The sequence below is a fragment of the Microcoleus sp. OTE_8_concoct_300 genome (genome assembly GCF_031383065.1).
Classification (GTDB): Bacteria; Cyanobacteriota; Cyanobacteriia; order Cyanobacteriales; family Microcoleaceae; genus Microcoleus.
Window position 1 is genome coordinate 1 of record NZ_JANMZH010000778.1, and the last position, 1,442, is coordinate 1,442.

The window sequence follows — 1,442 nt, forward strand, 5'->3', positions numbered from 1 at the left end:
CAAAGCCGCCATTACCAGAAAATAAGCCACCGCGAGCACTAATATTTCCATTAAAGCGAGTAGTTTCATCCGCCCAAACTATAACTCGCCCGCCATTGCCATTACTAACAGCATCAGCATTAATTGTCGAGTCCCGGCCCACAAAAGTCCGCAAAGCATTGGGCACCGTCCCCAAACCCTGATAATCTCCGCCAATCAGTACATTACCGCCACCGTTAATCCCCGAAGCATTGATATTGCCAGCAATCACACCTACTTTCTCACCCAAGATGTTAACGTTGCCGCCTGTGTCGCCAGAAACGTTGAGAGTGCCGGAGGCGATCGTAGTTCCCGCGCTAACCGGCACAGCAACATTCCCCGTCAACACAACTTCACCATTGGGATTTACCGTCAAACTCGTTGCCTGTGCCACAGCTTTTCCAGTCAGCAACTCTGGCAAAGATAACACTGGCTGCGTCCAATTGTTCGGCAGCGAGCCCCCAGTTGCTGTCGGTTGAATATCCAAACTCAATAAATTCCCCGCAAGACTAATCCGCACCAAATTGTTACCCGGGACGGCGCTGATGAGAATATTGCCCCCCGGCGCATTTAGCTGACCTGTATTGACTACCGTACCTCCTACCAAACTTAAACTTTGACCTGGTGTCACCGTCAGATTGCCGGAATTAACAATGCTTCCCCCTTGGGAATTTGTCAAGGCAAAACTGTTCGGCTGACCAATTAATGTTGCCCAATTGTTATTGCCGATTGCGCTAAACCACTGATTGTTCCCAAAACCTATCCCTGTCGCCGTAGTAGCATTAAAAGAGCCCGGCACGTTGAGACTAGCATTCGGTCCGAAAATCAGGCCGGCTGGATTCATCAAAAACAGGTTAGAATTGCCGCCGGTAACTTGAATTAAGCCATTGATTAAAGAAGGATTCCCCCCAGTAATCCTTCCCAAAATATTTTGAATATTGGGATTGGTCAGAAAGTTAGCAGTTTGACCTTCCCTGAGACCGAACTGAGTAAAACTGTGAAAAAGATTAGCCCCCTGTGGACTCAAAGACCCCCCGGAAATGTCGTAGCGGTTGCCGTTGGGAGTAACAACTGTGTTAGTGCCGTCCGCGGCGGGGGTGATGGGTTGCGCGGAAGCCGAACCGGCCGCTGCACTTAGCCAGCCAAGGATGAATAACCATGCTAGCATTGGTAGTCTGTTGGCTGTCATTGTGTTTAAAGATTGTGCTGAAAGTGCGATCGTATTTATCTCTCCTATTTTTACTCATAAATTTTCCTCATGTCAAGAGGATAGCCCTATTTTTTATTCCTGATTAATGGGAGGGGAAGCTGAAGAAAATGTATGTGTTTATAAGTAGGTAAGAGCAAAAAATCATACTATCTTGTAGGGGTCCGAAAGCGTGAGTATCAAGAGATACAAGCTAGTAGAGGAATGCTCTCACCCG

General features: G+C 47.8%; 1 protein-coding gene. It reads right to left on the reverse strand.

Features of this window, described 5'->3' with window-relative positions:
• A partial coding sequence (locus tag ACUVJL_RS34935; protein ID WP_445250011.1) for a filamentous hemagglutinin N-terminal domain-containing protein occupies positions 1 to 1,207 on the reverse strand: 1,207 nt, incomplete at its 3' end.
• Positions 1,208 to 1,442: the final 235 nt, after the last annotated feature.